This is a genomic window from Promicromonospora sp. MS192, assembly GCF_049532985.1.
Lineage (GTDB): Bacteria > Actinomycetota > Actinomycetes > Actinomycetales > Cellulomonadaceae > Promicromonospora.
Genome location: NZ_CP186693.1, coordinates 1,405,855 through 1,423,809, shown reverse-complemented (window position 1 = coordinate 1,423,809; position 17,955 = coordinate 1,405,855). Strand labels below are relative to the sequence as shown.

The following is a 17,955-nucleotide window of genomic DNA, read 5'->3' as shown; positions in this document are numbered from 1 at the left end:
CCTAGTTGCCGAAGGCGACCCGTTCCCCGCGCCAGCCGGTCTTGCGCAGGAACTGTTCCCAGGTCAGCGTGTTGGGATCGATGCGTCGGCTCCACTCGAGGTCGCGGTCGTCGCCGAAGTATCCGTACTCCACCGCGTACTCGACCATGCCGATGGTCTCGTCGGCTGCCAAAGGGTTCACGCCCAGCTCAGGGAAGTACTTCAGAAGGCCTTCGCGCGTGTAGGCGTTGCGGTACTCGGCCTTGAGTCCGGTAACACGGGAGAACGTCTCGACCATCTCGGCCGGGGAGATCACATCACCGACGACCGGGAGCCAGGCGCCGCGGTACATGTCGGGGTTGGAGAACACCTCCAGGACGGCGGGGCCGGCCGCGGTGAGCGGGTCCACGAACGGTACGCGGAAGTCCTCGGGGAAGTAGAAGGGCATGACCACCGTGTCACCGTCGACGTGCGGGACGTAGTACTCCAGCGCATTGGTGTAGTAGAACGAGAGCGAGACGAAGGTGTGCGAGATCGGCAGGGTCCGAATGTGCTCGGCGACGAGCGCCTTGTCGGTGAAGTGCGGCGCCCACTTCGTGCCCGACGTCCTCTCCTCGACGTTCTCCAGGGTGCTGAAGACGACGTGACCTACTTCGGCTTCGGCTGCGGCATCGGCAAGCTGGCTCCCGATGAGGTACTCCTCGGAGTCGGGCGGCAGGAGGGGCGGCGTCATCAGGAAAGCCCCCTCGGCCGATCCGAACGCGTCCACGAGCTCGCGCTGGTGACCCGGCGCGAGGGAAACCTCGGCAATCTCCGCCCCCATCCCCGCCAAGCCTCGGGCCTGGGCAGAATCGGCGTCCTGGGTCAGGGCTCGCACCCGGAACTTGCCGCTCTCGAGCAAGGACGTGGCAACGCTCCTGCCCTGCTTGCTGGTGGCACCCGCGACGACGATCAACGGCTTGCTGTTCTCAGGCACTGTGCACTCCTCTTGTGTATGCCCGGCGTTCGCGGCAGCCCGCAGCCGGGCGGCCGCGACACCGAGGACGTGGACACCGAACATATCGTCATATCGCGATCTGTCAACTTGTTGCAGGAGTGAGCTCAGTTCGTCACATCGAGATACGATGGTGTCTAGGAGAAAGGAGACGGCGTGGCGAAGGCACGGGCGACGAGCCCAGAGGGCGAGACGGGAAACGATGCCCCGCTGGACGCGGTCGAAGCCTTGAAGGCCCTGGCCAACCCTGCACGGCTGCAGATCATGGACTGGCTGCGAGACCCCCACGGCGAGTTCGCGCAGTGGGAACCGATCGCCGACCGGGACGAGGTCGGGGTCTGTGTCAGCCACCTGCAAGCCAAGTCGGGGTTGGCACAATCGACAATCTCTTCGTACATGGCGACCCTCGAACGGGCGCACCTTGTGCGGTCCACACGGATCGGCAAGTGGGTCCACTACAAGCGCAACGAAGACACGCTGTCGCGACTGGCGGAGATGCTCCGCAGGGCATAGCGGCCATCACGAGGGCCACGAGGGCCACCAACGGGTAACGGGCTCCATCGGCGCGCCGACCCGAGTGGTGGCGCGACCCTAGGCGACGCCGGGCGGCGGCGTGCTGCGTACGTGCCACCCGTCGAGGTCGGGGGCGACCCATCCGTCCGCGCCTCGTCGCACGGGCAGCACGGCGGGAACGGTGACGCGGTCCATCGGCAGCACGCCCTCGATGCGCGGCGCCGCCGTGCCGTCCGGACCGGCGCCCGCCTCCCAGCGCACCGTGATCCCCTGAGCGGCCAGGGCCGCGTCGTCGATCACAGCGAGGACGAGTGGCTCGGACGCATCACCGTAGACGTCGCGCAGCACGGCCGGCAGGCCCTGCGCGGTGGTGGAGTGGAGGAATCCGGTGTCGTCGAACAGCGTGCTGCGCGTCGCCACGTCGTACTCACCGAACCGCTCGCACGCCTCCCAGTCGTCGCTGAAGGCCACGTGCAGCAGTCGTTCCTCGGCCATCGGTCGTCCCCCCCGTCCATCGGCCAGCGATCAATGAAACGGCAACGTATCATTACTGACGTGAGGAGAGAGCCCGAGGAGACGGACGCCACAGGACCCGCTGCGACCCGGCGCGGCCCCGGCCGCCCACGCCGCGAGGACGTCGACGCCCGGCGTGCGGAGATCCTGGAGGCCGCCGTCCGCCTGTTCGCCGAACGCGGGTTCACGGGCACCACCATCGAAGCGGTCGCGCTCGCGGTGGGCGCCACCAAGCGGACCGTCTACCGGCACTTCACGGACAAGACCGGGCTGTTCTTCGCCGCCGTGGAACGGCTGCACGTCCACGAGCGGCCCGCCGTCCACGGCACCGCAGACCTGGAACAGCTCGCCACGCGGATGGTGCACATCCTGCACGGGGACGACGCCGTCACCCTCCACCGCCTGGTCATCGCCGAGTCGCGCCAGCATCCGCAGCTCGCGGCCACGTTCTACGAGCAGGGCCCGGCCCGGTCGATCGAGGTGCTCGCCGCGAGCCTCGACAGCCGGCGGACGACCGCCGGCGGCCCGCTTCCGGACGCGCCCGGCACGGCCGAGGCGATCTACACCCTCCTGCTCGGCGAGCCGCACCGCAGGCGCCTGCTCGGGCTCGCGCCCGCGCCCTCGTACGAGGAGGCGCGCGCCCACGCCCGGCGCGCCATCGATACCGTGCTGCGCCGGCAGGCGTGACGCACCGGCGCGACAGCGACTCCTTGACCTCAACCAAGGTGAAGGTTCTAGCGTCGCTCCTGGACGCCGGCCGCACGGGCCGGGCCATGACGAAGGAGCGCCGGTGCGAGCCATCCAGGTACAGGAGTTCGGTGGGCCCGAGGTGCTGGTGCTGCGGGAGGTCGCCGACCCCGTGGCCGGACCTGGCCAGGTGGTGGTCCGGCTGGCCGCCGCCGACGTCATCTTCCTCGACACGCTCCTGCGCGGCGGGTGGGGCGGCGAGATCTTTCCGCTGGAGCTGCCCTACGTGCCCGGCACGGGCGGCGCGGGAACCGTGACGTCCGTCGGGGACGGCGTCGACCCCGCCTGGGTGGGTCGCGACGTCGTCGCGCACGGGCCGGGGTACGCGGAGCTGCTCGCGAGCGACCTGGACGACGTCGTCCCCGTGCCGCAGGGGGTGGGCCTGGCCGAGGCGGCGGCCCTGATGACGGACGGGGTCACCGCGCTGCGGCTGGTCCGGCACGCACCCGCGGCCGGCGGACGTGCCCCGTGGGTCCTGGTGGCCGCAGCAGCCGGCGGCGCCGGGTCCCTGCTGGTCCAGCTGTTGCACGACGCCGGGCTGCGCGTCATCGGCGCCGCCCGCGGTGAGCGCAAGCTCGACCTGGCGCGTGAGCTCGGAGCCGAGGTGGTCGTCGACTACACGCAGGCGGGCTGGGTGGAGCGGGTGCGGGTGCTGGACCTGGCGACTCAGGGCCGGATCAGACCGGCGGTCGGTGCGACGTACGCGCTGGCCGACGCGTCCGCCGCGCACGTCGCGCTCGCGGAGCGCACGACGGTGGGCAAGTCCTTGCTGCTGATCTGAGCGGGATCGGATCCCAGGCGTCGGCGCACGCAATGCCGCGCATGATGCATACATAGATGCATGCATCTCGATCCGGCCGCGCACCTCAACCTGCCCTGGACCACCCCGGCCCGGTCGATCGCCGAGCGGCTGGCCGGCGAGCTCGCCCACCGGATCGTCAGCGGCGAGACCGCTCCGGGCACCTGGCTCACCGAGGTGGACGTCGCAGCCGGGCACGGCGTGAGCCGCACGCCGGTGCGCGAGGCGCTGCTCACGCTCCAGGTCTGGGGCCTGGTGGCCCTCGCGCCGAAGAAGGGCGCGATGGTCACGGTGCCCACCGCCACCGAACGGGACGAGCTGCTGGCGGTCCGCTCGATGCTGGAGACCGACGTCGTGCGGCGGCTCGACGCCGCCGACGCCGGATCCCGGGAAGAGCTGGCCACGCGCCTGCGGGCGATCCTGGACCGGCAGCGTGCCACGGTCGCCCGGCCCGCGGAGTTCGCCGTGCTGGACTACGCGTTCCACGCCGCGATCATCCATCACGAGCACAGCGGCGTGGTGGCCGAGATCTCTCGGCTGCTCGGCCCCCGGCTGATCCGCCTGACGCACCTCGCGGTCGCCTCGGCCGCCGGCCGCCTCGACGAGTTCGCTGACGAGCACACCGCACTCCTGGGGGCGATCGAGGCCCGGGACCCCGCGGGGTTCGCCCGGCTGATCGAGCAGCACCTCGCCCGTGGCCACAGCGGGTACGAGGTGGCCCGGTGAGCCCGCGACCCGCGGGGCGGCCCTGGCTGCTGACGGCACCCGCCGTGTTCGTCGTGGCGTGGGGCGGCAACCACTTCACGCCGCTGCTGCACCTGTACGAGACGCTGGGCGGTTATGCGCCGTGGCAGGCGAACCTGCTCCTCGGCATGTACGTGTTCGGCCTGATCCCGGGCCTGCTGGTCGCCGCGGCGGTGTCCGACCGGCACGGCCGCAAGCCGGTCGCCGTCGCCGGGCTCGTCAGCGCCATCGTCGCGAGCATGCTGCTCGCGGCGAGCCTCGACTCGTTCGTGCTCCTCTGCGCGGGCCGGCTGCTCGCGGGCATCGGCGTCGGCATCGGCATGTCCGTGGGGTCGAGCTGGATCAAGGAGCTCTCCGCGCCGCCGTGGGACCCGTACGCCGGTTCCCCGGCGGGCGCCTGGCGCTCCTCGCTCACCCTCACGCTGGGGTTCGCGCTCGGCGCCGGCGTCACGGGAGCGATCGCCCAGTGGGCACCCTGGCCGGCACAGTCGCCCTACGTGGTGCACGTGGCGCTCTGCCTCGCCGCGCTCGGGCCGCTGCTCCGGGCACCCGAGAGCCTGCCGGCCGGGCAGCGGGCGGCCCGACCCTGGTGGCGCGACCTGCAGGTACCGCCCGCCGCGCAGCGCGCGTTCCGGGTGCTGGTCCTGCCGGCCGCGCCGTGGGTGTTCGCCGCAGCGGGCGTCGCGTACGCGATCATGCCCGCGGTCGTCGAGCACCGCCTGGGGCCCTGGGCGACCCTCTACGCCACGGGCCTCACCGTGGTCACCCTGGGCACCGGGGCGGTCACCCAGACCACCGTCGGGTTCCTCAACCGGGTGACCCACGGGCACGCGCTCGTCGTCGGCCTGGCGGGCATGACCGCCGGCATGGTGCTGGCCGCCGTCGCAGCGGCGGCCGGCGCGCCCGTCCTCGCGTTCGCGGTGGCGGTGCTCCTCGGCGGCTCGTACGGGGTGTGCGTCGTGTCCGGGCTGCTCATCGCCCAGTCGCTGGCCACCCCGCGGGACCTGGCCGGCATGACGGGCGTCTACTACGCCCTGGCCTACACCGGGTTCCTGCTGCCCACGGTGCTGGCCGCCCTCGCACCCGGGATCTCCTACGCGCCGGCGCTCGCGGTGGTCGCGGCCGTGTGCGCGGGCAGCCTGGCCGTCGTCTGGACCGCGCTGGCGCGGCACCGGCGCTGGGAGTGACGCCCCGCGACGTCAGTCGTCGCCGCTGCCGGGCGAGGTCTGCCGTGCCGCCCGGACCATCGGTGCGCGCGTACCCGCGGGCGGCTGACGTCACCGGTCCGGAGGCCGTGGACGCCTGGCGTCAGGCGTAGGCGCTGTCGTCCACCGGCGACGGCGCCGGCCCGAGCACGTCGACCGCGTCCCACAGCCCGTCCGGGACCTGGGTCGCGACGAGCCGGTCGAGCTGCGCCCGGCGCCCCGGCGACGCGACGCCGACCACCGTCGAGTCGACCAGCGGCGAGCGCAGCGAGTAGTGCAGCGCGACGGCCGGCAGGGACACCCCGTGGGCCGCGCACGTCTCCTGCAGCCGTCGCGTCCAGGCCAGCAGGTCGGCACCCGCGGGGCGGTAGTCGTACACGGCGCCGTCGTGCGGGCCCTTGGCGAGCAGGCCCGAGCCGAACGGCGCCGCGTTGAACACGGTCATCCCTCGCTCCTTGGCCTCCGCGAAGACGGGGGCTGCCGACTGGTCGACGAGCGTGAACCGGTTGTGGATCAGCACGGCGTCGAACAGGCCGGTCCGCACGTACCTGGCCATCAGCGGTACCGGAGCCGCGGCGACGCCGATCGCCCCCACCCGCCCCGCCTCGCGCAGCTCGACGAGCCCCTCCACCGCGCCACCAGGGCCGACCGCCTCCTCGAACGTCACCGAGTACGGGTCGTGCAGGTGCAGCAGCGGCAGGTGGTCGACACCCAGCCGCGCCGTGGTCTCGTCGAACGAGCGCAGCACGCGGTCACGGTCGAACACCCGCGTCCCGGGCTCGTGGTCGACCTTCGACACGACACGGGCGGCCGCCTCCGGTCCGAGGCGCGCCAGGGCCAGCCCGAGCACGGCCTCCGACCGGCCCCCGGCGTAGTTGTTGGACGTGTCCAGGAAGGCGTGGTCGCCGGCGAACAGGTCGAGCGCGACCTCGACCGCCACCTCCTCGTCCGCGGACCCCGGCGCGGTGCGCGCACCGAGTCCCGACGTACCGAGCGTGACCGGGCCGGCGCCGATCGTGGCAGTGCGGGTCTCCTGGGTCATCGGCCTCTCCTCGACGATCGTGGGCGCCGCGAGCGCCCGGTCGGTGGTCGCGCCTCGCGACGCGACCACCGACCGTACCCCGACGACGCCGCCGCGGGGTCGAACCCGACCGAAGGTCAGACGTCCGCCGTCCCCGTCCCCGTCCCCGTCGACGGCGCGGCCGCCGCACCGGTCAGGTCGTACAGGGTGACGCCGTCGACGGTCGTCGCCGTGAAGTTCTCCTCCACCCACGCGGCGATCTCGCTCGACGACGACGAACCGCCGTTCTGCCCGCCGAACCCGCCCCCGCCCACGAACCAGTGGATCTCCCCGGCGGCGACGTACTCCTGGAACTGCTCCAGGGTGGGCGACGGGTCGGACCCGTTGAAGCCACCGACCGCCATCACCGGCTGCTCGGTCTCGAGCTGGTACGACGCCGCGTTCTGCGAGCCCACGGCCGCCGCGGCCCAGGTGTACCGGTCGGCGTCCTGGAGCAGGAGGGCGGCGACCTCCTCGGACACCTCGGCACCGTTCAGCAGGCCACCCATGCCACCACCCATGCCACCGGCCATGCCGCCCGTGCCGTCGGCCCCGGTCGGCGACTGACCCGTCTGCCCACCGGTCGGTGACTGACCCGTCTGCCCACCGGTCGGTGGCTGACCCATCTGGCCCCCGCCGGCCTGACCGCCGGCACCAGCCATCCCGCCCCCAGGCATCCCTCCCCCAGGCATCCCTCCCCCAGGCATCCCGCCGCCCATGCCCCCGAACCCGCCCGACACGGACGGCCCCGCGGTCACGATCGACCCGGCGTGCGGCGTGGCGACCGTCTGCAGCGTGTACGCCGCCGGTCCGGCGAGGCCGGCCACCAGCGCGAGCGCCGCCCCGGCCCGCGCCACCGCGGCTCGCCCCGGGTGCACGGCCGCCGCGACCAGCGCCAGCGTGCCGAGGGCGCCCACGGCCAGGACGGTCCAGCGCAGCCACGGCAGCCAGTCGGCGCTGCGTCCGAGGAGCACCACCGCCCACGCCGTCGTCGTGCCGCTCGCCGCCGCCAGGAGCCAGAGCGCCCACGGGGCGTGCCGCTCGCCCCACAGGGTCCAGCCGCCCATCCCGACCAGGGCCGCGACCGGAGCGGCCAGCGCCACGGTGTAGTAGGCGTGGAAGATGCCGGCCATGAACGAGAACGTCAGGGCGGTGACCAGCAGCAACGACAGCCAGCCCAGCACGGCGGCCCGCCGGACGTCGGTGCGGGGCGCCCGGCGGCGCGCCCACAGCGCACCCGCCGCGAGGATCAGGGCGGCGGGCACGAGCCACGTGATCTGGCCGCCGTTCTCGGCGTCGAACAGGCGGGTGAGACCGGTGGAGCCGCCGAACCCGCCGCCCATGCCGCCGCCCCCGCCGACGGAGCCCTCCTCGTCCCCGGTGATGCGCCCCAGGCCGTTGTAGCCGAACGTGAGCTCCAGGAACGAGTTGGTCTGCGAGCCGCCGACGTACGGCCGCATCGAGGCAGGCACGAGCTCGACGAGTGCCACCCACCAGCCGCCGGCCACCACCATGGCCGCGATGCCGAGCAGGCTGTCCCGGATCCGCCGGCCGAGGCTCACCGGCGCCGCCCCGAGGAACATCAGCGCGAGGCTGGGCAGCACGAGGAAGGCCTGGAGCTGCTTGGTGAGGAACGCGAGCCCCACCAGGGCGCCGGCGAGCACCATCCACCGCGTGGTGCGGGGTCCCTCGACCGCGCGCAGCACGGCCGCCACGGCGCCGGTGAGCAGGAGCAGCAGGAGCGCGTCGGGGTTGTTGAAGCGGAACATCAGGGCCGCGACCGGGGTCAGGGCGAGGACGGCGCCCGCGAGCAGGGCGGCCCGGGCGGAGAACGCGCGGCGCACCGTCGCGTACAGGACGCCGACGGTGGCCACGCCCATCAGCGCCTGCGGCACCAGGATCGACCACGACGAGAGCCCGAACAGCCGCACCGACAACGCCATGACCCACAGCGAGGCGGGTGGCTTGTCCACGGTGATGGCCCCGGCGGCGTCGGACGCCCCGTAGAGGAAGGCCGTCCACGACTCGGAACCGGCCTGCACGGCCGCGGAGTAGAACGAGTTGGCCCAGCCGGAGGCCGACAGCCCCCACAGGTAGAGCAGCGCCGTGACGAGCAGCAGACCGAGCAGCGCGGGGCGCTCCCAGCGCGCCCGCGACGCGCGGTCCGGGCTCTGGGGGACGGCCTCCGCGGGCGGAAGGACGACGACGGGGACGCCGGGGCCGGCGAGCGCCGGGGCGACGTGTGCTGGGGTGGTCATGAGGGGTTCCCTTCGGAGGCGGGGGCGGGCGCGCCGGTCCGGGCGGGTCCCGCGGTGGTCGGTGCCGGTGCGGACGCGCGGTCGGCCGGTAGGGCGGACGGAGCCGGCCCGGTGCCGGCCGGGACAGCCGCGGCGCGTGGGCGGAAGACCCACACGCGCAGCAGCACGAACCGCAGGAGGGTCGCGACGAGGTTCGCCGCGACGAGCACGGCCAGCTCGACGGCACGGCCGGTGTCGGGCGAGACGGTGTGGAGCAGCCACAGGGACCCGGCGGTCAGCGTCCAGGCCAGGCCGAAGACGACCAGCCCTTGCCCGTGGTGGGTGCCGAGCCGGTCCGGACCGCGCACCCCGAACGTGACGCGGCGGTTGGCCGCCGTGTTGGCGACGGCCGTCAGCACCAGGGCGGTGAAGTTGGCCGCCTGGGGCCCGGTGACGCCCGCGAGCAGCAGGTAGAGCAGCACGTAGGCGACGGTGCTGGCGACCCCGACGAGGCCGAACCGGACGAGCTGGTGCAGCAGCAGGGCGCGCCGGGGTTCGAGCGCGGCCGCGGCGTCCGGCCCGGTGCCCGGTGCCCAGACGGCGCCGGGCAGGTGGGCGCGCACCTCGGCGAGCGGCAACCGCCCCGAGACCAGGTCGCGGGCCAGGCGCGCGATGCCCCGGAGGTCGGCCAGCGCGGTGGCGACGATGTCGACCCGGCTGTCCGGGTCGTCCACCCAGTCGACGGGCACCTCGTGGATGCGCAGGCCCGCCCGCTCGGCCAGCACCAGCAGCTCGGTGTCGAAGAACCACTGCGTGTCGGCGACCAGCGGCAGCAGCGCACGGGCGGCATCGGCCCGGATGGCCTTGAAACCGCACTGCGCGTCGGTGAACCGGGCGGCCAGCGTGCCGCGCAGCAGCATGTTGTACCCGCGGGAGATGATCTCGCGCCGCGGCCCGCGCACGGTGCGCGAACCGCGAGCCAGCCGGGTGCCGATCGCGAGGTGCGAGTGGCCGGAGACCAGGGGGGCGACCAGGGGCAGCAGGGCCGACAGGTCGGTCGACAGGTCGACGTCCATGTAGGCGAGCACCTGCGCGTCGGAGGCGAGCCAGGCGGTGTGCAGCGCACGGCCGCGGCCCTTGGCGTCCAGGTGGAGCAGGTGGACGCCGTCGAGCTCCGCCAGGACGCGCTGCGCGACGGCGAGGGTGCCGTCGGTCGAGGCGTTGTCGACCACGGTGATCCGCGCCGGGTAGGGGAAGCGGGTGGTCAGGTAGGCGTGGGCGGCACGCACCGCACGCTCGAGCCCGCGTTCCTCGTTGTAGATGGGGATCACGAGGTCGAGCACGGGTGCGCCGGGCGGCAGGTCGGTGACGTCGGGAGCCGGCCGGGGGCCGGCGTCGGAGGAGAGCGATGAGTTCATGCCGACGATCGTTCGCGGCCGACCCCCGGGTGAAACTGTGGCCGGCCTATGCATCTCATGTGCGTGCCGGAGTCGCGCCCGGAGTCATGCCCGGAGTCATAGGCAACGCACAGGCGCGGCACAGGATGGTCACCGGTTGCGGGGACATCGTGGGTCGATGACCACGACCAGCCCGGCCGCCGGCCACCCCCACCAGCCCCGCCTCAGCCGGCCCGACGGCTCACCCGTCCGGGTGCTCGTGGTGGACGACGAGCCCAACCTCACCGAGCTGCTCACGTCCGCGCTGCGCCTGGAGGGCATGGACGTCTCGGCGGCCCACGACGGCATCTCGGCGGTTCGCACGGCACGCGCGACCGGCCCGGACGCCGTCGTGCTGGACATCATGCTCCCGGACACGGACGGGTTCACCGTGCTGCGGCGGCTGCGTGCCCTGGACGACCGGATGCCGGTGCTGTTCCTCACGGCGCGGGACGCGGTCGAGGACCGCGTCGCCGGGCTCACCGTGGGCGGCGACGACTACGTCACCAAACCCTTCAGCCTCGAGGAGGTGGTCGCCCGGCTGCGCGGCCTGCTGCGCCGGCGCGGTGCGACCACCGACGCCCAGAGCGCCGTCATCGTCGTCGGCGACCTGGAGCTCGACGAGGACGCGTACGAGGTGCGACGCGCAGGCGCGGAGATCCAGCTCACGGCCACCGAGTTCGAGCTGCTGCGCTACCTGATGCGCAACCCGCGCCGGGTCCTGTCCAAGGCGCAGATCCTCGACCACGTGTGGCACTACGACTTCGGCGGGCAGGCGAACATCGTCGAGCTGTACGTGTCCTACCTGCGCCGCAAGATCGACCGGGGGCGCGAGCCCATGATCCACACGCTGCGCGGGGTCGGGTACACGCTCCGGCCGGCCAACGGCGCGCAGGCGGCTCGTGGCTGACGCCCCGCGGCCACGACGAGCCGTCACCCTGCGACGACGGCTGGTGCTCGTGCTCGCGACCGTCGTGCTGGCCGTGACCGTCGCCCTCGCGGTGGCCTCGACGGCGGGACTGCGCTCGCAGCTCGTGGACCGGCTCGACGGCGACCTGGACCAGGCGAGCCAGGCGCTCTCCCGTGGGCCCGCGCGGCCGCCGTCCGGCGACGAGACACCCGTGCCCCCACGCCCGGACGACGGCACGCCGCCCGCGTTCCCGCCGGGCCTGAGCCCCGGGAGCGTGGTCGTGCGCTACCTCGACGGCGAGCCCGTGCTCGCCGACCACGTCACCGCCTCCCTGGACCGGGAGGACCTCGACGACGGACAGGTGGCCGAGCTCCTCGCCGTACCCGCCGACGGGCGCGCGCACGACGTGCAGCTCGGTGGCCTCGGTTCGTTCCGTGCGGTGCACCGCACCACCGACGACGGGCAGCCGGTCGTCGTCGCCGCGAGCACGAGCACCGTGGACGCGACCGTGCGGAGCTACGTCCTGGTCGAGACCGCCCTGGGTGTCACGGCGGTGCTGGCCGCCGTCGTCGTCGGCGCGTGGCTCGTGCGCCGCTCCCTGCGCCCCCTCGACGGCGTCGCGGACGCCGCGCGCCAGGTCTCCGAGCTCGAGCTGTCCCGGGGCGCGATCGGCACCATCCCCCGTGTACCCGAGAACCTCACCGACGAGCGGACCGAGGTCGGGCAGGTCGGCGCCGCCCTGAACCGCATGCTCCAGAACGTGGAGACCTCGCTCCAGGCCCGGCACGACTCCGAGACGCAGGTGCGCGGTTTCGTCGCGGACGCGAGCCACGAGCTGCGCACGCCCCTGACCTCGATCCGCGGCTATGCCGAGCTCGTGCACCGGTCCGCCGAGGAGCTCCCGCCCACCGCGGCCCGCTCGCTGGACCGCATCGAGTCCGAGGCGGTGCGCATGACGGCCCTCGTCGAGGACCTGCTGCTGCTGGCGCGGCTCGACGCCGGACGCCGGCTCGACCGTGCGGCGGTGGACCTCGCGGCCCTTGCCGTCGGCGCCGTCATGGACGCGCACGTGGCGGGCCCGGACCACACCTGGACGCTGCACCTGCCGGACGGCCCGGCCGACGCGGCGGGCGACCTGCTCGTGACCGGCGACGAGGCCCGGCTCCAGCAGGTCCTCGCGAACCTGCTCGCCAACGCGCGCACGCACACCCCGGCCGGCACCCACGTGGACGTGCGGCTCGGGCGCACCGGCGACGCCGTCCGGCTCACCGTCACCGACGACGGCCCCGGCATCCCGGCGGAGCTGCGCGGCACGCTCTTCCGCCGCTTCACGCGCGGCGACACCGCACGCAACCGCGCGGGCGGGTCGACCGGCCTCGGGCTCGCCATCGCCGAGTCCATCGTCACCGCCCACGGCGGGCGCATCGACGTGCGCTCCGCGACGACGGGCGAACCCGGACCGGCCGGGACCACGTTCACCGTGCGCCTGCCGCACCATCCCGGTCGTTGCAGGTTCCTGCAGGGCGGCGGGGCCCCGGTCGGTTAGCGTCGAGGCGGCGCCGGGAACAGGTCCCGGCACGGACAGGGGGCTGGCGATGATGCGACGGATCATGGGGATGGCGCTGGGGCTCGTGCTGACGGCGACGGTGGGGCTGGTCACGGCCGCTCCGGCGTCGGCGTGGACCTACGAGTCGAAGAACTGCGTGGGCGACCTCGTCGACCGGTGCGTGTCACTGCGCAGGAACTCCGACGGCACGGTGTACGCCCGCGGGTCGGGCAGGGACGACGCGGACCGCCCCGGCGACTACAGCGTCCGGATGCTGCAGGTCAGCTACTCCTACGTGCGCGACGGGAACCCGCCGGCCGGCACGACCGTCTCGACCGACGGGGACAGCGGCTGGGACGAGACCTACGAGTGGATCGCGACCCGGGCGCTCCCGGTGCCGTGCGGCACGAGCGTGGGCGCGAGCGCCAAGGTCGAGTGGATGGACGAGCGGACCAAGGTGCGCACCACCGGATGGGTGCACACCTCGGCCGTCATCTGCTGACGTGATCACTCCGCGGGCCAGGGCCGGCGTGTGCTCTCGCCCGCGGAGTTGAACGCCCGCAGCATGGCGGTGAAGGCGTCCAGCTCCTCGTCGCTCCACTGAGCGATGCGATCGCGAAGGCTGCTCCCCCGGAGGTCGAGAGCTCGCCGCACCCGTTCGCGCCCCGCCGGCGTGAGATCCACGACGACGGCTCGCCGGTCAGCCTGGTCCGGCGTGCTGTCCACCAGCCCCCGCTCACGCATCGTCTTCAAGAGGCTGCTGGCGGTGCTCCGGTCCATGCCGACCGCCTCCGCCACGACGCTCGGCTTGGCGCTCCCGTAGGCGTAGATCCAGCGGGCCAGGTGAAAGGCGGCCGGCTGCAGGTCGGGGTGGAAGGCGGCCGCGCTGCGCTCGGTGAGCACCCGGGACGCGCTCAGCAGCGCATTGAGCTGATCGCCCAGCGCGCGCTCGCGGCGCTCGCGAGGACCGGACGCCCGATCCAAGGTAGTGGACATATTCCCACCTCTCTTCTTATGATGGAAATATCTCCACTATATCCCGCACCGAGTCGCGAGGTCACCGCATGCCCACCGTCGTCATCACCGGAGCGACCAGGGGCCTCGGCCGCATCGCCGCCGTCGAGCTCGCCCGACGGGGCGCCCGACTCGTCCTGACCGCCCGGAACCCCTCGCGCGCCCGGGACACCGTCGCCGAGATCCGTGCGACCACGCCGACGGCACGCGTCGAGGTGATTCCCGTCGATCTCTCCGCCATGGGAGACGTCGCTCGCGCGGGTGCGGCCATCACCGCCGCGCACCCGTCGATCGACGCGCTGGTCAACAATGCCGGCCTGCACGCCTTCCGCCAGCGCGTCACGGACGACGGGCTTCCCGAGATGATGGCGGTGAACTACCTCGCGCCCTGGCTCCTGACCCACACCCTCCTGCCCTCGCTGACCCGCACACCCGGTTCGAGGGTCATCAGCGTCGCCTCCGAGGCGTCACGACGACACGGAACGCTGACCCTGCCCCACGACCTCACCGACACCACACCGTTCACCGCGCGGGAGTCGTCGCCGGTCTACGGCAGGAGCAAGCTCCTGGACATCATGTTCAGCCTGGAGCTCGCCCGGCGGCTGCGCGACACACCCACGAGCGCGAACTGCCTGGACCCAGGCTTCAACGTCACAGGCCTGGGGCGCGAGCTGCGAGGCGCCGCCGCACTCGAGAGGACGCTCCGGGCGCTGCGCATCGGTGATCCGAGACGCGGAGCGGGACTCATCGTCCGCCTCGCCACCGATCCCGCCTTCGCCGGGGTCTCCGGCGGCTACTACACGGTCCGGCACGATCGCGCACTGATCCCCGCCGCACCCGCGGACGACCAGGACGCGCGCGCACGCCTCTGGGACCAGACGGAGGAGCTCCTGCGACCGCACCTCCGACCCTCGACCGCAACACCGGCGAACCAGGCGCCTCCGGCGCGGACGCCGCCGGGGCGACGGCCCAGCGCCTGATGCCTCACGCGCCGTACCCACCGTCGATCCGCAGCACCGCGCCGGTGACGTAGGACGCCTGCGGACTGGCGAGGAAGACGACCCCCGCGGCGATCTCCTCCGGCCTGCCGTACCGTCCCAGGGCGGTCGTCGGCAGGAAGATCGCCGCGCCGGGGCCGTCGGCCGGGTTGCCCTCGGTGTCGATGAAACCGGGCTGGATCACGTTCACGGTGATGCCGCGGTGCGCCAGATCGCGTGCCGCACCGCGGCTGAAGCCCTCCAGGGCCGACTTCGTGCCCGCGTAGTACGCCATGCCGGGGAAGCCGGCACGAGCTGCCGCACCCGTGCTGATGCTGACGATGCGCCCGCCGTCGGGCAACAGCGGGAGCGCGGCCTCGACAGCCGCCACGACGCTGGTGTAGTTGACGACGAGCTGCCGGTCGATGGCGGCCTGGTCGACGGGCTCGCTGCCGACCAGTCCGCCACCGCTCGCGGCCGCGTTGTTGACCAGGACGTCCAGCCTGCCGAACCGCTCGGCCACGCGGCGGACCAGACCGGCCGCCTGTGCCGCGTCCGCCTGGTCGGCCCGGAACGCGGCCGCACGCACGCCCTTCGCGGTCAGGTCGGCGACGACGGCCTCAGCCCGCTCCGCCGAGGAGGAGTAGCTGATCGCGACGTCGGCCCCCTCGTCCGCGAGCGCCAGCGCCGACGCGGCCCCGATCCCCCGCGACCCACCCGTCACGATCGCCACCTTGCCGTCGAGCTTTCCCATGCGCTTCCTGCCTCCCGCTAGTTCTTGACCGATTGGTCCACCATAAAGATGGTGGACCAATCGGTCAAGAATGCGCTCGGCGGTCGACGCGGTCAGCCCTGGCGCGTAGGCCGCACCACGATCTCGCCGATCTCGACGTCGTGCGGCTGCTCGACGGCGAACGCGATCGCCCGCGCGACCGCCGCAGGGTCGATACCGAGCTCGGCCATGGTGCGACGCACCTCGTCGCGCACCTCCGGGAGCATGTCCATGGAGTCGACGAGCTCCGTGCGCACATAGCCCGGCGAGACGGCAGTGGTCCGCAGCACCCCGTCGGTGGACTCCTGGCGCAGCCCTTCGAGCAGGGTGCGCACCGCGTTCTTGGTGGCGGCGTAGAGCGCCTGGGTCGGCACGATCTTCAGGCCCGACGTCGAGACCGTGGTCACCAGGTGTCCCGCACCCTGTCGCCGGAAGACCGGCAGGGCGGCCGCGATCCCGTTCAGCACGCCGTTCAGGTTGACGTCGATCATGGCCTGCCATCCGTCGACGTCGAGGTCGGCCACCGGGCTGAGCCTGCTGATGCCGGCGTTGCCGACCAGCACGTCGAGCCGCCCGAACTCCTCGACGGCCTGCCCGACCAGCCCCTCCAGGTCCGCACGCCGGGTCACGTCGACCGCACGCGAGACGGCCCGGCCGCCGTCGGCGCGGATCCGGCCCACGACGTCGTCCAGCCGGTCGGTGCGCCGGGCTCCGAGCACCACGCTCGCGCCGCGCTCGGCCAGCAGGAGTGCGGTGGCCTCACCGATACCGCTGCTGGCGCCCGTGATCGCGACGACCTTGCCCGCGATTCTCGCCCCGCCCGGGGCCGTGCTCTGCTTCATGTCCCGCTCCTCGACGCTATCGTGGACACGTGTCCGTTTCCACGACCGTAACGGACACGTGTCCGTTTGTCGAGCAGCCGGGGAGCCCATGACCAGGACCGTCCGCAAGGACGCGGTGGAGAACCGCGCCCGCATCATCGAGGTCGCACGGCGCGAGGTCGCCGCCTCCGGCACCACGGACCTGCGGCTCAACGCGATCGCCAAGGAGGCCGGCGTCGGGCAGGGCACCCTCTACCGGCACTTCCCCACGCGCGAGGCGCTGCTGGTCGAGGTCTACCGGCAGGAGGTCGACGACCTGGTCGGCCTCGCCCCGCAGCTCCTGGAGGAGGCCGAACCCGTCGACGCCCTCGCGCGCTGGTTCGACCGCGTCGCCGAGTACGCGCGCGTCAAGCGCGGCGTCCTGGCCGCTGTGGAGGCCTCGGTCTGGCGCGACCTGACGCACCACAGCCTCGGGCCCATCGGCGACGCGATCACCCTGCTGCTGGACGCGGGCAAGGCTGCCGGCCAGATCCGCGAGGACGTGGACGCCGGCGACGTGATCGTGCTGATCGGCTACCTCTCCCGGCTGGACCAGGACGAGTGGGACCGGCGTGCGCACCGGCCCCTGCACATCGTGCTCGACGGGCTGCGGCGGCGCTGACGCCACCGGACGTGGCTCGCGGCAGCGGTGACCGCGCGCGCTGCCGTCAGCGAGGCACCTCGTAGCGGGTCGCCAGCACGCCGCCCGGGAACGTCCGCGTCTCCGTCAGCCTCAGGTCGGTCCGGCCGTCCAGCGGGGTGAAGAACCGCTGGCCGCCGCCCAGCAGGACCGGGTGGACGGCCAGGACGTACTCGTCGATCAGCCCGGCCCGTACGGCCGCGCCGGCGAGCGTCGCGCCGCCGATGGTCATCGGCCCGCCGTCCTCCGCCTTGAGCCGGGCGATCTCGGCGACCGCGTCACCGGGCACCAGGCGGGCGTTCCAGCCGACCTCGGTGAGCGTCGAGGAGAACACCACCTTCGGCGTGTCCCGCCAGTTCTGCGCGAACCTGGTCTCGGCCGGGGTCGCCCCCGGGTGCTGGTCGCCGGTCGGCCAGTAGGAGCTCATCGTCTCCCACAGCCTGCGCCCGTAGAGCGTCAGGCTGCTCGCCTCCTCCTGCTCGAGCCACCAGCCGAACAGCTCGTCGCTCGGGACGCTCCAGCCGATGTCGTCCCCGGGTGCGGCGACGTAGCCGTCCAGCGAGATGTTCATGCCGTAGATCAGCGTGCGCATGTGCCTGCCTCGTTCCTGTGTGGGATCCCGCAGTGGTCGACCGCGCCGGGGCGGCGGACTCATCGGCGCTCAGGTCAGCGCCGCGATCCGCGTCAGCTCCTCCCCCAGTGCCCGTGCCACCGGCGCGACGGGCAGCGCGTCCGCGTCGCAGTGCACCGCGCAGCGCAGCACGCCGTCGTACGAGACGGCCGCGATGCCGAGGCGCACGTTCCCCCCGAGCGAGGCCACGGGCCAGACGTGCTCCAGCGGAGCACCGGCCAGGGCGAGCGGGCGCCGCGGGCCGCGCACGTTCGTCACGAACAGGGCGATCAGCCGCTGGTGGCGCGCGAGCCGCACGAACAGCCGCGTACCGAGCCGGGTCCGGGTGAGCTCGTGCACGCCGCGCGCACAACGCCTCGAGCCCCTGCCGGCGTGTCC

The 17,955-nt window shown here is 73.4% G+C and carries 20 protein-coding genes; 10 read left to right on the top strand and 10 right to left on the bottom strand.

What is annotated here, in order from left to right; translation table 11 throughout:
• Position 1: 1 nt before the first annotated feature.
• Entirely contained in the window at positions 2–1,039 is a 1,038-nt protein-coding gene (locus ACO229_RS06360; RefSeq protein WP_423464173.1) for an NmrA/HSCARG family protein, read from the bottom strand.
• Between the two features lie 90 nt (positions 1,040–1,129).
• On the opposite strand from ACO229_RS06360, the gene ACO229_RS06355 reads away from it, so the two are divergent.
• The gene (locus ACO229_RS06355; protein ID WP_423464172.1) at positions 1,130–1,486 is read left to right on the top strand and encodes an ArsR/SmtB family transcription factor; all 357 of its coding nucleotides are present in this window, start codon (positions 1,130–1,132) and stop codon (positions 1,484–1,486) included.
• Between the two features lie 78 nt (positions 1,487–1,564).
• On the opposite strand, the gene ACO229_RS06350 is transcribed toward ACO229_RS06355, so the two are convergent.
• Complete coding sequence (locus ACO229_RS06350) at positions 1,565–1,981, bottom strand: DUF952 domain-containing protein (protein WP_423464171.1); 417 nt, start codon at positions 1,979–1,981, stop codon at positions 1,565–1,567.
• Positions 1,982–2,041: 60 nt separating this feature from the next.
• Here ACO229_RS06350 and ACO229_RS06345 point away from each other — a divergent pair, with 60 nt between their 5' ends.
• The 4 genes from ACO229_RS06345 (at position 2,042) to ACO229_RS06330 (ending at position 5,476) form a co-directional block, all read left to right on the top strand.
• On the top strand, positions 2,042–2,686 hold the full coding sequence (locus ACO229_RS06345; protein ID WP_397415765.1) for a TetR/AcrR family transcriptional regulator: 645 nt from the start codon (positions 2,042–2,044) through the stop codon (positions 2,684–2,686).
• Positions 2,687–2,789: 103 nt separating this feature from the next.
• Positions 2,790–3,527, top strand: a complete 738-nt coding sequence (locus tag ACO229_RS06340) for a zinc-binding dehydrogenase (protein ID WP_423464169.1) — start codon at positions 2,790–2,792, stop codon at positions 3,525–3,527.
• A 60-nt stretch (positions 3,528–3,587) separates the two neighbouring features.
• Positions 3,588–4,271: a GntR family transcriptional regulator gene (locus tag ACO229_RS06335; RefSeq protein WP_423464168.1), complete on the top strand. Its 684-nt coding sequence runs from the start codon at positions 3,588–3,590 to the stop codon at positions 4,269–4,271.
• On the top strand, positions 4,268–5,476 hold the full coding sequence (locus ACO229_RS06330) for an MFS transporter (protein WP_423464167.1): 1,209 nt from the start codon (positions 4,268–4,270) through the stop codon (positions 5,474–5,476). The genes ACO229_RS06335 and ACO229_RS06330 overlap by 4 nt, the downstream gene beginning before the upstream one ends.
• A 121-nt stretch (positions 5,477–5,597) precedes the next feature.
• On the opposite strand, the gene ACO229_RS06325 is transcribed toward ACO229_RS06330, so the two are convergent.
• The 3 genes from ACO229_RS06325 to ACO229_RS06315 all read right to left on the bottom strand — a co-directional run bounded on the left by ACO229_RS06325 (position 5,598) and on the right by ACO229_RS06315 (position 10,209).
• Positions 5,598–6,536: an aldo/keto reductase gene (locus ACO229_RS06325; protein ID WP_423464166.1), complete on the bottom strand. Its 939-nt coding sequence runs from the start codon at positions 6,534–6,536 to the stop codon at positions 5,598–5,600.
• A 116-nt stretch (positions 6,537–6,652) separates the two neighbouring features.
• Positions 6,653–8,812, bottom strand: a complete 2,160-nt coding sequence (locus tag ACO229_RS06320; protein WP_423464165.1) for a glycosyltransferase family 39 protein — start codon at positions 8,810–8,812, stop codon at positions 6,653–6,655.
• Complete coding sequence (locus tag ACO229_RS06315) at positions 8,809–10,209, bottom strand: glycosyltransferase (RefSeq protein ID WP_423464164.1); 1,401 nt, start codon at positions 10,207–10,209, stop codon at positions 8,809–8,811. The genes ACO229_RS06320 and ACO229_RS06315 overlap by 4 nt, the downstream gene beginning before the upstream one ends.
• A gap of 157 nt (positions 10,210–10,366) precedes the next feature.
• Between ACO229_RS06315 and ACO229_RS06310 the strand changes: the two genes are divergently transcribed.
• The 3 genes from ACO229_RS06310 to ACO229_RS06300 are packed head-to-tail and all read left to right on the top strand — an operon-like array spanning position 10,367 to position 13,185.
• On the top strand, positions 10,367–11,137 hold the full coding sequence (locus tag ACO229_RS06310) for a response regulator transcription factor (RefSeq protein WP_423464163.1): 771 nt from the start codon (positions 10,367–10,369) through the stop codon (positions 11,135–11,137).
• Positions 11,130–12,683 (top strand): sensor histidine kinase, encoded by a 1,554-nt coding sequence (locus ACO229_RS06305; protein WP_423464161.1) that lies wholly within the window; start codon positions 11,130–11,132, stop codon positions 12,681–12,683. The genes ACO229_RS06310 and ACO229_RS06305 overlap by 8 nt, the downstream gene beginning before the upstream one ends.
• A 49-nt stretch (positions 12,684–12,732) precedes the next feature.
• The gene (locus ACO229_RS06300; protein WP_397415788.1) at positions 12,733–13,185 is read left to right on the top strand and encodes a hypothetical protein; all 453 of its coding nucleotides are present in this window, start codon (positions 12,733–12,735) and stop codon (positions 13,183–13,185) included.
• 5 nt (positions 13,186–13,190) lie between these two features.
• On the opposite strand, the gene ACO229_RS06295 is transcribed toward ACO229_RS06300, so the two are convergent.
• Positions 13,191–13,679, bottom strand: a complete 489-nt coding sequence (locus tag ACO229_RS06295) for a MarR family winged helix-turn-helix transcriptional regulator (RefSeq protein WP_423464160.1) — start codon at positions 13,677–13,679, stop codon at positions 13,191–13,193.
• A gap of 68 nt (positions 13,680–13,747) precedes the next feature.
• Between ACO229_RS06295 and ACO229_RS06290 the strand changes: the two genes are divergently transcribed.
• Entirely contained in the window at positions 13,748–14,677 is a 930-nt protein-coding gene (locus ACO229_RS06290; RefSeq protein WP_423464159.1) for an SDR family NAD(P)-dependent oxidoreductase, read from the top strand.
• Between the two features lie 4 nt (positions 14,678–14,681).
• Here the strand turns inward: ACO229_RS06290 and ACO229_RS06285 are convergent, their stop codons facing one another.
• Both ACO229_RS06285 and ACO229_RS06280 read right to left on the bottom strand, forming a co-directional pair.
• Entirely contained in the window at positions 14,682–15,428 is a 747-nt protein-coding gene (locus ACO229_RS06285; protein ID WP_423464158.1) for an SDR family NAD(P)-dependent oxidoreductase, read from the bottom strand.
• Between the two features lie 92 nt (positions 15,429–15,520).
• The gene (locus ACO229_RS06280) at positions 15,521–16,288 is read right to left on the bottom strand and encodes an SDR family oxidoreductase (protein ID WP_423464157.1); all 768 of its coding nucleotides are present in this window, start codon (positions 16,286–16,288) and stop codon (positions 15,521–15,523) included.
• 88 nt (positions 16,289–16,376) lie between these two features.
• On the opposite strand from ACO229_RS06280, the gene ACO229_RS06275 reads away from it, so the two are divergent.
• Entirely contained in the window at positions 16,377–16,928 is a 552-nt protein-coding gene (locus tag ACO229_RS06275) for a TetR/AcrR family transcriptional regulator (protein ID WP_397415794.1), read from the top strand.
• Positions 16,929–16,974: 46 nt separating this feature from the next.
• On the opposite strand, the gene ACO229_RS06270 is transcribed toward ACO229_RS06275, so the two are convergent.
• Positions 16,975–17,538 (bottom strand): dihydrofolate reductase family protein, encoded by a 564-nt coding sequence (locus ACO229_RS06270; protein WP_423464156.1) that lies wholly within the window; start codon positions 17,536–17,538, stop codon positions 16,975–16,977.
• Positions 17,539–17,607: 69 nt separating this feature from the next.
• Positions 17,608–17,916: a WS/DGAT domain-containing protein gene (locus ACO229_RS06265; RefSeq protein ID WP_423464155.1), complete on the bottom strand. Its 309-nt coding sequence runs from the start codon at positions 17,914–17,916 to the stop codon at positions 17,608–17,610.
• Positions 17,917–17,955 lie beyond the last annotated feature (39 nt).